This window comes from Actinomadura sp. HBU206391, from assembly GCF_014323665.1.
Lineage (GTDB): Bacteria > Actinomycetota > Actinomycetes > Streptosporangiales > Streptosporangiaceae > Actinomadura_C.
Map to the genome: position 1 here is coordinate 1 of NZ_JABVEB010000177.1, position 11,797 is coordinate 11,797.

10 protein-coding genes are annotated in these 11,797 nt (G+C 70.0%); 4 read left to right on the forward strand and 6 right to left on the reverse strand.

The window, feature by feature from the left end; all coding sequences use genetic code 11:
* Window positions 1-2,906 (reverse strand): UPF0182 family protein (locus HKK72_RS29640; RefSeq protein WP_187237739.1); only part of this gene is annotated, 2,906 nt, incomplete at its 3' end.
* 142 nt (window positions 2,907-3,048) lie between these two features.
* On the opposite strand from HKK72_RS29640, the gene HKK72_RS29645 reads away from it, so the two are divergent.
* Complete coding sequence (locus HKK72_RS29645; protein WP_187237740.1) at window positions 3,049-3,582, forward strand: PPA1309 family protein; 534 nt, start codon at window positions 3,049-3,051, stop codon at window positions 3,580-3,582.
* Window positions 3,583-3,881: 299 nt separating this feature from the next.
* On the opposite strand, the gene HKK72_RS29650 is transcribed toward HKK72_RS29645, so the two are convergent.
* The 3 genes from HKK72_RS29650 to HKK72_RS29660 are packed head-to-tail and all read right to left on the reverse strand — an operon-like array spanning window position 3,882 to window position 6,519.
* Window positions 3,882-4,937 carry a PDZ domain-containing protein gene (locus HKK72_RS29650; protein ID WP_187237741.1) on the reverse strand — a complete coding sequence of 352 codons (1,056 nt, stop codon included), beginning with the start codon at window positions 4,935-4,937 and terminating at the stop codon, window positions 3,882-3,884.
* Between the two features lie 21 nt (window positions 4,938-4,958).
* Window positions 4,959-5,381: a molybdenum cofactor biosynthesis protein MoaE gene (locus HKK72_RS29655; protein WP_187237742.1), complete on the reverse strand. Its 423-nt coding sequence runs from the start codon at window positions 5,379-5,381 to the stop codon at window positions 4,959-4,961.
* 49 nt (window positions 5,382-5,430) lie between these two features.
* Window positions 5,431-6,519 carry an NAD-dependent epimerase/dehydratase family protein gene (locus HKK72_RS29660; RefSeq protein WP_187237743.1) on the reverse strand — a complete coding sequence of 363 codons (1,089 nt, stop codon included), beginning with the start codon at window positions 6,517-6,519 and terminating at the stop codon, window positions 5,431-5,433.
* Window positions 6,520-6,606: 87 nt separating this feature from the next.
* Here HKK72_RS29660 and HKK72_RS29665 point away from each other — a divergent pair, with 87 nt between their 5' ends.
* Together HKK72_RS29665 and HKK72_RS29670 are read left to right on the forward strand one after the other, a co-directional pair.
* A complete protein-coding gene (locus HKK72_RS29665) occupies window positions 6,607-7,983 on the forward strand; it encodes a zinc-dependent metalloprotease (RefSeq protein WP_187237744.1) in 1,377 nt (458 codons plus the stop codon).
* Entirely contained in the window at window positions 7,980-8,588 is a 609-nt protein-coding gene (locus HKK72_RS29670; protein ID WP_315987504.1) for an NUDIX hydrolase, read from the forward strand. Before HKK72_RS29665 ends, HKK72_RS29670 begins: the two co-directional genes overlap by 4 nt.
* A gap of 51 nt (window positions 8,589-8,639) precedes the next feature.
* Here the strand turns inward: HKK72_RS29670 and HKK72_RS29675 are convergent, their stop codons facing one another.
* Together HKK72_RS29675 and HKK72_RS29680 are read right to left on the reverse strand one after the other, a co-directional pair.
* The gene (locus HKK72_RS29675; RefSeq protein ID WP_315987505.1) at window positions 8,640-9,269 is read right to left on the reverse strand and encodes a hypothetical protein; all 630 of its coding nucleotides are present in this window, start codon (window positions 9,267-9,269) and stop codon (window positions 8,640-8,642) included.
* Window positions 9,266-9,769 (reverse strand): M48 family metallopeptidase, encoded by a 504-nt coding sequence (locus HKK72_RS29680; RefSeq protein WP_410050356.1) that lies wholly within the window; start codon window positions 9,767-9,769, stop codon window positions 9,266-9,268. Before HKK72_RS29680 ends, HKK72_RS29675 begins: the two co-directional genes overlap by 4 nt.
* Before the next feature lie 530 nt (window positions 9,770-10,299).
* On the opposite strand from HKK72_RS29680, the gene HKK72_RS29685 reads away from it, so the two are divergent.
* On the forward strand, window positions 10,300-11,664 hold the full coding sequence (locus HKK72_RS29685; protein ID WP_187237746.1) for an ABC1 kinase family protein: 1,365 nt from the start codon (window positions 10,300-10,302) through the stop codon (window positions 11,662-11,664).
* The last annotated feature ends 133 nt before the right edge of the window (window positions 11,665-11,797 follow it).

The window sequence follows — 11,797 nt, forward strand, 5'->3', positions numbered from 1 at the left end:
GTCGCCGAAGGGCTGCCCGACGGGGTCGGCGAGGCCGAGGCCGCTGGCCGCTGGGCCGCGGCGGCCTGGGCCTTCGCCAGCCGGTCCAAGGCCTCCTTGAGCCGCTGCTGCGCCTGCCCGTACGCGGTCCAGTCGCTCTTCTTCATCGCCTCCTGGCCGTCGGTGAAGGCCTTCTGCGCGTCCGCGATCGCCCGCTGCACCTCGGCGCTGACCTGTTGCTGATTACCAGGGGGCGATCCGGTGTCGCCCGGCGGCGGGGCCACGGGAGCGGTGCCGCCCTTGAAGACCTGGCTCAGCGCCTCTTGCAGGGTCGCTCCGGTGCCCACATCACCGCCGTACATGACCAGGACCTGCCTCAGGATCGGGTAAGGCTCCTGTTCGGTGCCGCCGGCGGCCTGGGCGTAGACCGGTTCGACGTAGAGAAGTCCCCCGCCGAACGGCAGTGTGAGCAGGTTGCCGAGCACCGTCTGGGTGCCGCCGAGCCGCAGCCGGTTCAGCACCTCCTTGACGTTGGAGTCGGCCTCGAAGGTGTTCTGCACCTGCCCCGGTCCCTGGATGGGCGAGTTGCGCGGCAACTCCAGCACCCGCATCTGGCCGTACGTCGCCCCGGGTGTGGCGTCGACCGACATGAACGCGGCCAGGTTGGGGCGGCCGCGCGGGTTGTAGGCCGTGGTGAGCGAGAACTTGGGCGCCGGATCGCCGGGCATCTTGAGGCTCAGGTAGTACGGCGGCTGGGTCTTGCCCTTGCTCGTGGTGGGGTCCTGCGGGACCTCCCAGAAGTCCTGGCCGCTGTAGAAGGCGCCCGGCTGCTGCACGTGGTAGCGGGCGAGGACGCGCCGCTGCACCTTGAACAGATCCTCCGGGTACCGCAGGTGGGCCATCAACTGCGGGGTGATCTCGCTCTTGGGCTGTACGACGCCCTTGAACGCCTTCATCCAGGTCCGCAGGATGGGATCGGTGTCGTCCCACGCGTACAGCCGCACCGTGCCGTCATAGGCGTCCACGGTGGCCTTGACCGAGTTGCGCATGTAGTTGACCTGGTCGTTGGCCTGCCGGGCGACGGCCGAGCGGGTGTCGGTGACCGTGTCGCGCGTGGCGTCACCGAGGCTCATGCGCTCGGAGTACGGGTAGCCGGCCGAGATCGTGTAGCCGTCCAGGATCCACAGGACCCGGCCGCCCACGACGGCGGGATAGGGGTCGCCGTCGAGCGTCAGCCACGGGGCGACCCGCTGCACCCGCTCCCGCGGCGTCCGGTCGTAGAGGATCTTCGATTCCGAGTTGATCGCCCCGGACAGCAGCAGGTTCTTCTCCTGGAACTTCACCGAGTAGAGCAACCGGTTGAGGAACGACCCGATCGGCACGCCGCCGTTGCCCTTGTAGGTGTTGTTCTGCTGGCCCGCCGGGCTCTCGTCCGGATAGTCCAGCTCACGGTTCGGCGAGCCCGCGGGCGCCCCGACGACGGAGTAGTCGGGTGAGCGCTCGCCGAAGTAGATCCGCGGCTCGAAGTTGCCGAGCGACCCGGTCGGCGGGACGTCCTTCTCGACGAAGTCCGGTTCGCCCCTCTCAGTGATCTTGTTGCCGGACGCGCCGACGAATCCGTAACCGTGGGTGTAGACGAGGTGGTCGTTGACCCAGCCCTTCCGGCCCTCGGGCGCCCCCTCGATCTCCCGTACCGCCACGACGGTGTCGCGGTTGGCGTTCTCGAGCTGGTAGCGGTCGATGTCGAGCACGTCGGGGAACCGGTAGAAGTTCCGCACCTGCTGGAGCTGCTGGAACGTCGGCCCGACCACCAGCGGGTCGAGCAGCCGGACACCCGAGATCGTTGACGCCTCGCTGCGGAGCTTGTCCTCGGAGGGTTTGGTCTCGGCGCCGTACGGCGTCACCTGCGCCTTGTCGACGCCGTACGCGGCGCGGGTCGCGGTGATGTTGCGCGCGATGTACGGCGACTCCTTGTCGAGCTCGTTGGGGCGTACCTGGAACTGCTGGATCAGCAGGGGGTAGACGCCGCCCACCAGCACGGCCGACAGAACGAGCAGGCCGAAGCCGACGCCGGGCAGCATCATGCCGCGGCGCACGATGTTGACGAAGAACATCACCGCGCAGATGAACGCGATCACGGCCAGGATCGTCTTGGCCGGCAGCACCGCGTTGACGTCGGTGTACGACGGCCCGGTCACCACCCCGCGCTCGGACAGCGCCAGGCCGTACCGGTCGAGCCAGTAGGCGATCGCCTTCAACAGGACGAAGACGCCCACCAGGACCGACAGATGCGCTCTCGCGGGCGGGCTGGCCTTGTCACCCGGCCCCTGCAGGCGCAGGCCGCCGTACAGGTAGTGCACGATCACGGCGACGAGGATCGAGAGGATAACCGTTGCGAAGATGTAGCCGAGCAGCAGCCGCAGGAACGGGTAGGTGAAGACGAAGAACGAGATGTCCTTGTGGAACTGCGGGTCCTTCTTGCCGAAGGAGGTGCGATTCATGAAGGCGAGCCAGGTGTGCCACTGCCCGGCCGCCGATGTGCCGGTGAGCAGGCCGAGGGCACCGATGACCGCGATGGCGATGAGCCGGCGATGGGGGTCGACGGCGGTTCGGTAGCGCTCGAGGCCCTGCTGTTCGACCGACAGCGGCCGGTAGGCCGGGCGCAGGCGGTAGGCGATCAGCATGTTGGCGCCCACGACCAGTCCCATGAGGACCCCGGCGCCGACGAACAGCAGCACGCGGGTCCACAGTTCGGTGGAGTACACCGAGGAGAAGCCGATGGAGCGATACCACAGTAGGTCGGTCCAGATCGCGGTGAAGACCAGGAACAGCACGACGACCACCGCGAGGATCGCTGCTACCGGCAGAAGCAGTCGTGATCGGCCGGCACCGATCCCACTTCTGAAACCGGGAGTCCGGAAGGTCAAGGCTCCGCTCCGTTCATGGTGGCGCTCGTTCGTCGTCGCGCGCGGGATCGGCGCGACCGCAGCGAGGTGCTGTTAGTGCAACTTACCGAGGATGCGGGGGGTTCCCGCTCTACCCCCTGCCGATTGAGGGAAAGATGGCGGCGTGACCCACTTGGAAGAAGTTGTACGGGATCTTGAGCGGCACTCGGCGGAGGGCGGATGGGACGCTCCGCCGCGACTGTACGCGCTTGTCGGGACCGCCGAGCTGCGGGCCGAGGAGCCCGACCTCGCGGATCAGCTTGGTCTGCCGGCCGACGTGGACACGATCGCCGCGCTAGAGCAACCACCGCTGCCGGGCGACAAGGCGATCGAGGACGTCCTGGCCGCGATCGCGTGGCCGGACGGGGTCATGGGCTGTGCCCTCGTGGTCGAGCGCATCGTGTTGCCGCCGGACGCCGAGGACGAACTGCCCGAGACCGAGGCGGAGATGGTCTCGTACGCCAGCGGCCACCCGGCCCGCGACGACGTACGGGTCGTCGTCGGGGTGCTGCGGGACGGCACCCGGCACGCGGCGATGCGCTCGCGCAAGCACGACACCGACGACGAGGTCCTGTCCGGCCCCGACCTGGTGCCGGCCCTGGCCGACGCCCTGGCAGCCACCCTAGAACCCGACATAGACCCCGACGAAACCAACTGACCCTTCACCCCCGGAAACCCACGGGCAAGCCAACTGGCCCACCGCAAGCCACCCGGCCGCGTAAGCCACCGGCCCACCGTGACATCCACCCGTGGTGAGCCCTCCACCCGCCGTGATCATGCAATTGTTCCCGGCCGCGCTGCAGCCGAGCACATGAAGTCAGGCCCATGCGAACAATTGCATGATCACGGCAGACGACACCCTGCCGTGATCATGCAATTGGTCGCCGGGGACTGCGCCGGCCTTGGCGCCTGCGCCGGGTCTGGGGCGTACGCCGGTCCTTGGGTGGGGGTTGCGGGTCAGGATCTGGGGCAGGCGGGGACGGTGCCCTGGCCGGTGCGGAGGGCGTCCAGTGAGGTGACCGCGCTGTGCAGCGTGTCAGCCTTGATCAACCGCAGCCCCTTGGGGGCGGCCTGGGCGGCCTCGACGCAGTTGCGCGCGGGCGTGAGGAACGCCGTGGCGCCCGCCTCGCGAGCAGCGATCATCTTCTGCTGGATGCCGCCGATCGGGCCGACCTCGCCCTCCGGCGTGATGGTGCCCGTGCCGGCGATGAACCGGCCGCCGGTCAGGCTGCCCGGCGTCAGCTTGTCGAAAATCGCGAGCGAGAACATCAGCCCGGCGCTCGGCCCGCCGACATCGCCCACTGTGATCTTCACTTTGAAGGGGAACTTGAAGCTGTCCCGAAGCGTGACGCCCACAACCGCCTGCGACTTGTCCGTCGGCGCGGCCACGGTGGTCAGATCGACCTTGCGCTCGACCCCGGCCCGCTCGTAGGTGACGGAGACCTTCTCCCCGGCCTTCTTGCCGGAGATCGCAGACTTGACGGCGTCGACGTTCTCGGCCTTGGTCCCGTCGATCGCGACGAGGTGGTCGTCCTTGCGCAGCCGGCCATCGGCCGGCATGCCCTTCTGGACGGCCATCACCGACACGGTGTTGCCCACGGGGATCTTGAGCTCGGCCAGCGCCGCCGCGACGGCCGACTGCTGGGAGTTCTCCATCTGCAGGGTGTTCTCCTGCTCGACCTGCTTCACGGTCTCGTTCTTCGGGAACACCGTCTCTTCGGGCACGATCGCCGTCTTGGAGTCGAGCCAGCCGCGCAGCGCGGTGAACAGGTCGATGCGATTGCCCGGGCCGCCCCGGTAGGCCACAGTCGTGAAGTTCAGGTTTCCCTTGTGGGGATAGACCTGCCGCCCTTCGATCTGGATGAGCGGCATGCCCTTCTCACCAGTGCCCAGCGTATTCGTCGTCGGACCCGGAGTCAGTGCGACGTACGGAACCGGGATCAGCGCACCCACCAGGCCCAGCACCAGGACCAGGATGCTTGTGACGACGAGTGTCGCAGCACGACGTGACATGCCCGGAAGCCTAATCCGTCCTCAGCACGCCCCGACCCACTCGGTGGTGCCGTCGGCGAAGAGCTGGTGCTTCCAGATCGGCACCTGGGCCTTGACGTCGTCGATCAGCCGCCGGCAGGCCTCGAACGCCTCACCACGGTGCGCGCACGACACCGCGACGACGACGGCGAGATCACCGATCTCCAGGTCGCCGACCCGGTGCACGGCCGCGAGTCCCCTGACGGGGAAGTCGGTCGCGACCTTCTCGGCGACCGCCCGCAGTTCCCGCTCGGCGCTCGGGTGGGCGCTGTACGACAGCCGGGTCACGGGCTGCTCATGGTCGTGATCGCGCACCGTTCCCACGAACAGGGCGGTGCCCCCCGCCCCGCGATCATCGACGGCGCGCAGCACCTCGTCGACCGACAACGCCGTGTCCCGGATCCCGATCAGACCGATCACGTCCACGCGCAGCCTCCTCTTGGCTCACTGGTCTTCGCCTCACTGGATCTGGGCGTTACTGGATCCGTCTCTTGCGCCTGGCGCGCCGTACGACGGCGGCGGCACCGATGACCGCGACCGTCGCACCGGCGGCAGTGGCCATCGTGGCCTCCTTGCCGCCGAGCCGCCGCCCGGCGAGCGCGTGACGCCCCGCGGTCTCCTCGACCAGCGCGGCCAGCGCGGAGGCGTTGTCATGGGCCGGTTTCCAGCCCGCCTCGCGCAGGGCGACGCAATCGATCACCCACGGGTACACGACGTACTGCAGATCGGTCGCCGGGGCCGGCGTCACGCCGATCCGGTGCAGCCGCTGAGCCGTGCCGAAGGTGATCACGGCGGGCAGTTCGAACCGCCGCTTGCCGGTGATCTCCTCGACCTCTTCCTGCTCCAACCAGCCCTCGGAGCCCACTGCGACGACACCTGTCACTTTGCCCAGCACGGCCAACTCCAGCGCCGTCACCAGGTCGTCGACGTGGCAGAACTGCCAGCGCGGCGCTGATCCCTTGACCGCCAGCAGCCGTGGCGCCTCGAAATGCCGGGTGACGACCGTGTCGACGCCGGGGCCGACGATGGCGGCGGGCCGCAGCACGGTGACCGTCATGCCGGGATGGGTCACCGGGGCCCGCGCGGCGAGCTCCTCGATCTCCAGGAAGTCCCCCGCGATGCCGGCGTCGGGCTCGCCCCGCAGCGGAGCGTCCTCGGCCAGCGGCACCGGGTTGTCGGCGAGAGCGCCGTAGACCATCGCGCTGGTGACGAGCACCACACGACGCACCCGGGCCGCCCCGGCCGAGGTGACCACGGTCTGCGCGCCGCGGACGTTGTAGGTGCGCCGTTCCCGTTGCTCGACCTCGGGCGACCATTCGACGTCGAGATGGACCAGCACGTCGACGTCGGCGAGCCGGTTGGACAGCATCGGGTCGCGTACGTCCACGACACGCCAGGTCACATCCGGCACATCCCCCCGCTGCGCGTCGAGTGCGACGACCTTGCGGATCTCCTCCGACTGCGCGAGCCGAGCCGCGAGCGCACGCCCGGCTCCCGTCGCCGCACCGGTGACCGCGACGACCGGACCCGTACTACGCCGAGGGCGAACCTGTCCCTTTGCCATGGAGAGCGCCCCCTTCCTCTGTGCGCCTCTTCGCCTGGACCGACTAACGTGGCGTTATGACCCCATCATGCAGCCTGTGGTCAACCGATGAGTGACATACCCTTCGGCTTCGGCCGGCCGGGCGGCGACGGCAACGATGACGACAAGCCCCAGGATCCCTTTGCGGGCATGGGCGGAGACATGCGGCAGTTCGCCGACATGCTCCACCGTTTCGCCGACATGCTGACGCACCAGGGCGACGAGGGCGGCGGCCCGCTGAACTGGGACCTTGCCAAGAACATCGCCCGTCACACGGTGACCGAACAAGGTGATCCGTCCATTGTCGACGCCGAGCGCCGTCAGGTGGAGGAGGCGCTGCGGCTGGCCGACCTCTGGCTCGACGAGGGCACCTCGCTGCCCGCGGGCGTGCGCTCGCCGAAGGCTTGGAGCCGGTCGGAGTGGATCGAACAGACCCTGCCCGTATGGTCGAAACTCTGTGATCCCATCGCCGCGCGCATGGTCGACTCCCTGGGCGGGGCACTTCCCCAGGAGATGCAGGCGGTGGCCGGACCACTGGTCGGCATGATCCGCCAGATGGCGGGCGCCATGGTCGGCGGCCAGGCCGGTCAGGCGCTCGGAGCCCTGGCCCTGGAGGTCGTCGGATCGGCCGACGTCGGTCTTCCGCTGGCGCCCGAAGGGGTCGGCGCCCTGCTGCCCGCGGGGGTCACCGCGTTCGGCTCCGGTCTGGAGGTCTCCGACGACGAGATCAGGCTCTTCCTCGCGCTGCGGGAGGCCGCCCACCAGCGGCTGTTCGCCCATGTTCCGTGGCTTCGCGGGCATCTGCTCGGCGCGGTGGAGGAGTACGCGCGCGGCATCACGGTCGACCTCTCCCAGTTGGAGCAGACCGTCTCGGGGCTCGACCTCAGCGACCCCGAGGCCCTGCAGCAGGCGCTCGGCGGCGAACTGCAGCTCCAGCCCGAGGAGACGCCGCAGCAGAAGGCCGCGCTGACGCGGCTCGAGACCGCCCTCGCCCTGGTCGAGGGCTGGGTCGACACGGTGGTCAACACGGTCGCCGCGGACCGGTTGCCGGCCGCCGCCAAGCTCGCTGAGGCCGTACGGCGTCGCCGCGCGACGGGCGGGCCGGCGGAGCGCACGTTCGCCACGCTCGTGGGGCTGGAGCTGCGACCGCGACGGCTGCGCGAGGCCGCCGCGCTGTGGCGGGCGCTGTCCGACCAGCGAGGGATCGACGGGCGCGACGCCGTCTGGCAGCACCCCGACCTGATGCCGACCTCAGGCGATCTGGACGACCCGGACGCCTTCGTCCACGGCACCCAGGCCCACCTCGACATCTCGGCCCTCACCGGTACGCCGGCGGAGGAGGAGCAGGCCAAGGGCGCGGACCAGCCGGGCGACCGGCCTCAGGACCTGCCCGAGAGCACCTCGGGGGACGACACCGACCCGCGCAAGGACGACGGCGACTCGTGACCCGGCCCGGTCCCGCCGGACCTCTGGCGTCAGCGCCCGCGCCGTCTCTGCACGCCGACGCGGTGCGGGTGCTCGGCGAGTGGGCGGCGCCCGACGACGCACAGGACCGGTTGCGCGAGAGTTTCCTCGAGCACCTCCGCTCGTACGCCGACGGGATCTGGCGGGAGTGCGCGCCCGGGCACGTCACCGCGAGCACGGCCGTTCTCGACGCCTCGCGCTCCCAGGTGCTGCTGACGCTGCACAGCAAGGTCAAGGCATGGCTCCAGCTCGGGGGCCATTGCGAGCCGGGCGATCTCTCTCTGCGCGACGCGGCGCTGCGGGAGGCCACCGAGGAGTCCGGCATCCCGGGGCTGCGGATGCTCCCGCACCCGGTACGGCTGGACCGGCACGCCGTGCGCTGCCATCCCGGCGGCTCCTACCACCTCGACGTGCAGTACGTGGCGATCGCGCCCCCGGGGGCCCGGTTCGAGGTCAGCGCCGAATCCGACGATCTGCGCTGGTTCCCGGTGACGGCGCTGCCCGACCGCACCGACGACGCGCTGCGGCGGCTCGTCGCCCGCGCGGCCGCCCTGACGCCGGAGCCACCGGAGGCGCCGTCGGAGTGAGAGAGCTCACTCCGAGGCCATGCGGCCGCGCGATCCAGTATGTGACGAAGGTCACCGGCCGAGCGGATCTCCGGCAAGCAGTGCACGGGTGTTCTCCCAGCCTTCGAGGCCCGGGTCGAGCAGCGCCACGTCGGCGGGCGTGCGGAGCCGATGCCAGCCGGGGCCTGTCGGCACGAGACCGGGGCGAGGAGCCGCCGTGCGCAGACGCGCCAGCGCGTCGGCGGTGTTCAGATCCACGGTCTCGAGGGCGGCCGACAGCCAATCCGGCAGTGGAAGGCGCGCGGCCAGCGCGACCAGCCCGCCGCCGGCGGCGGGGGTGGCCGACGCCGGAGCGTCCCCGAGTGCGCGCAGCAGCTTGCCGATCAGCAGGGGCGGCAGGTCAGGGGCGTCCGGCGCCACGAGTACGGCCTCGCGCGCACCGAGGGCGTGCAGGGCGGCGAACACCCGGCCGAGCGCCGTCTCCCGTACGATCACGGTGCCCGGCCAGGTGACGGCCTCGGCGTCACTGTCTCCGGCCAGCGGCACCGCCAGCGCGGGCGTCACCAGCTCGAGCCCGGCGACCACCTCGTACGTGTCCTCCAGGAGGGCGAGCCGGAACTCCTCGGCGTCCACCCCCGGCGGCGCGGCGTGCGTCGGCCGGACGGCCAGCACCGCCACATGACGACCGGTGGGACCGGTCACCCGGCGGCCTCGTGCGCCATCTCCTCGACATCGTCCTCGTCGTCCATGCCGGGCAGGTGGGCCGCGGCGACGATGCCCTCGAGGAAGCCGCGGGCCCGCTCCGTCTTGGGATAGCGCGACACGAGCTCCCAGAACTCCGGCCCGTGCCCGGGTACGAGCAGATGGGCCAGCTCGTGTACGAGCACGTAGTCGACCACCCAGGACGGCATGCCGCGCAGCCGTGTCGACAGCCGGATGGTGCCGTCGTCGGGCGTGCACGATCCCCACCGGCTGCGTTGGTTCTCCACCCAGCGCACGCTGACCGGCTCGGCGTCACCGCCCAGGTAGCGGCGGGACAGCTCGCGGGCACGGTCATGCAGGGCGGTGTCGCTCGGCCGGCGACGACGCTCTCGTTCGGCGAGTCGCTGGAGGATGGTCGCGATCCATTGCTCCTCCTCGGCCGCACTCAGCCGGGAGGGCACCATCACGATGGTCTTGTCACCATCACGGTAGGCGGACACGGTTCGCCGCCGTCGGGCGCTGCGGCGGACCTCGACGTTGGGGGGCACGATAAAGAACCGTACCCAAAATTTTGCATTCTCCACAGGGGGTGGACCACGTTTTAGCAGGTCAGAAACGACTAAATCGTTCATCCCCAGCAGTTTCCACAGGCTACGCCAAGGGTTTCCACAGTGACCCGCCGTGACGTCCCCACCAAATCCACACCATCGTCCACAATGATGCGTTGACGCCCCGATGGCCCCCGCTTACTGTCTCAGTCTCACACGGGGCCGGGAGACCGTAGCCTCTCCCCGCACCGGACCTGGAGGCCCCGAGCCCCCGGTCACCCGCTTGGCAGGGGAAGGGAAGCGGAGGGCCGCGGCCGGGGCCTCCGCCGGTCGGACGGGCTTTCGAACCTTGCCGGGGCACCGTGAGCAAGGACACGCTTACTGCGTCCTCGCAGGTGGCGGCCCCCTCTCAACGACCAGGCGAAACGATTGCCAAGAGATCGTTGTGGCGAGAACCACTCTCATACCTGACAATGGGGCTCGTGAGCGACCTCCCCCGCCGCGCGGTGACGCGGACAGCGAAGCTGGCGTCCCTGCCCATCGGATTCGCGGGGCGCACCGCCCTCGGAGTCGGGAAGCGCACTCTCGGCAAACCGGCCGAGCTGGTCGCCCTCGAAATCCAGCAGCGCACCGCCGACCAGCTGTTCAAGGTGCTGGGAGAGCTCAAGGGCGGCGCGATGAAGGTCGGCCAGATGCTCTCGATCTTCGAGGCCGCTCTGCCGCCCGAGATCGCCGGGCCTTACCGCGCCACCCTCACCAGGCTGCAGGAGGCCGCCCCGCCGCTGCCGGCGAGGGCCGTGCACAAGGTGCTCGAGGAGGGCCTCGGCGCTGGCTGGCGAGACCGGTTCGCCGAGTTCGACGACAAACCGGCCGCTGCCGCCTCGATCGGCCAGGTGCACAAGGCGATCTGGGCGGACAGCCGCACCGTCGCGGTCAAGGTGCAGTACCCCGGCGCCGGCAAGGCTCTGATCGCCGACTTCAACCAGCTCGCCCGGCTGAGCCGGCTGTTCTCGGTGCTGATGCCGGGGCTCGACATCAAGTCGATTCTCGCGGAGCTGAAAGAGCGGGTCGCCGAGGAGCTCGACTACACGATCGAGGCGGCGTCACAGTCGACCTTCGCCCAGGCATACGACGGTGATCCTGATTTCTTCGTCCCCGCGGTGGTGGCCCAGTCCGGCCACGTGCTCGTCACCGAGTGGATGGACGGCGGCACCCCCCTGTCCAAGATCATCAGCGAGGGTACGCAGGAGCAGCGCGATCGAGCCGGCCTGCTGTACTGCCGCTTCCTGTTCTCCGGCCCGGCGCGCTGCGGGCTGCTCCACGCAGACCCGCATCCGGGCAATTTCCGGCTGCTAGACGACGGGCGCCTCGGTGTGCTCGACTTCGGCGCCGTCGATCGGCTGCCGGGAGGGTTCCACCGCCGGATCGGGCGGCTGATGCGGATCGGCACCATGCTGGACGTCGACCTGATCGAGCAGGCCCTGCGCGAAGACGACTTCATCCGCGAGGGCGTCGAGATCGATCCCAAGGCGCTGCACGCCTTCATCGCGCCGGTCGCCGAGCCGCTGATCGAGGAGACCTTCAAGTTCAGCCGCGAATGGCTGCGGCAGGAGGCGGCGCGGGTCACCGATCTGCGGCCCACCAACGTCGTCCGCCAGCTCAACCTGCCGCCGTCGTACGTGCTCATCCACCGTGTGGTCACGGCCGGCACCGGTGTGCTCTGCCAGCTGGAGGCCGAGGGCCCCTTCCGCGGCGAGGCTCTCGCGTGGGTCCCCGGTTTCGCCGATGACCCCGACCCCGCGAGCTTGGAGGAACTCGACGACTCGGGCGAGGAACTCGCCGGCTGACCTCCCCGCCCGCGATCGTCCGCACCCGCGATCGCCGGGAAACCTGGTCGTTCGCATCCGCGGCGGCGGCCTGCGTGACCTCACCGTCGAGCGGGACCCCTGGGCAGGGCGGGATGCATCCCGCCGGTCTCAG